The organism is Flavobacterium cyanobacteriorum (assembly GCF_002251835.1).
In the GTDB taxonomy this organism is placed as follows: domain Bacteria; phylum Bacteroidota; class Bacteroidia; order Flavobacteriales; family Flavobacteriaceae; genus Flavobacterium; species Flavobacterium cyanobacteriorum.
Window position 1 is genome coordinate 1 of record NZ_NOXV01000022.1, and the last position, 1,197, is coordinate 1,197.

Annotated in this window: 1 protein-coding gene; it reads left to right on the top strand. The window is 30.7% G+C overall.

The features are described 5' to 3' along the window. The first annotated feature begins 58 nt into the window (after nt 1-58). Nucleotides 59-1,036: a hypothetical protein gene (locus CHU92_RS00165; RefSeq protein WP_094411411.1), complete on the top strand. Its 978-nt coding sequence runs from the start codon at nt 59-61 to the stop codon at nt 1,034-1,036. Nucleotides 1,037-1,197 lie beyond the last annotated feature (161 nt).

Consider the following 1,197-nt stretch of genomic DNA (forward strand, 5'->3'; position numbering starts at 1 on the left):
AGTGAAGAGCTCCGAAATCCCCCACTGCGGCAAGCGGCAAACCGTTAGCTGATATATTATGACTGCAGTAGAGAAACTCGAATTTATAGTAAATACAATAAATTCAACTGAAGAAATTTCAAATTATGAATTTAATTTTAACGATGACGTTAGAAAAGCATTTTTATTGGTTTACAATCAAGATGAATTGAAAAGAAATTTAGAACGTGAACACCCAAATTACTACAACAAATTTTACAATCTTGATGGCATTGTTTTAACTTTTATTGAAAAGAATAATCTAGAACTCGAACTTGCAAACGATTATCTTAACAAAATTGAAAATAATTCTACTCGAAATTGGAATAAGATTAATCTAGTTAAGTTAGCAATTGAGCAAAATAAAATTGATATAGCCGAACAAATCACTTCTGAATTACCTAATGGAGACAGCGGTTCAAGTCAATATGTTGCACATAGACATTTTTTAAACTATTATGCATCTGTTGGAAATGTTGAAGAATTTAAAAAGAAAACAAAACTTTCAAAACTTGGTAGGTTTCCAAGATATGGAATAGAAAGTTACAAAAGTAATTTATTAGCAGGTTACGCAAGAAAATACGGCATACATAAAGCATTTGAATTAACAAATGAAAAATACTTTGAAAATACGACTATATTAAGTATGATTCGTGAAGTTGCACATACAATAAACTTTTCAGAACTAGATAATTTATTTGAAAAATATCCGATTATAGAAACACAAATTCAAGACGCAAAAGCGTGGATATATGTAGCTCATTTTAACAACCAAGGAAAAATTAACATACCACAAAACGAATTTGAAATAACCTTAAATGAAATTCTTAAAGTTGATAAAGATGATAAATGTGGAGATATTAGATGTAAAGATTCTCTGTTGATGGATATGTTTTACGTAACATTAAATAGAAACCAAGCATTAGAACTGAAAAAACATTTAGTATCGCCTAGAATAAAGTCGGAATTTAATTCATACATAAAACAACAAACGGACGAAAATAAATACATCAGCTAACAACAGTTTGGCAAAATGGCGGGTTTAGTGCTAAATTGAACATTAGGATTTCTAATAATCATTAGTGCTAAATTGAAAGTAAGTGCCTCAAAATCCGCCACTTCGCCAAGCTGCAAAACGTTATGCCCCATGCCGGGAAACCGCTCCGATTGCAGAGAATA

What these genes read in the sequence shown, in the direction of transcription:
- CHU92_RS00165 (WP_094411411.1), top strand. Translation starts at nt 59, where the DNA reads ATGACTGCAGTAGAGAAACTCGAATTTATAGTAAATACAATAAATTCA.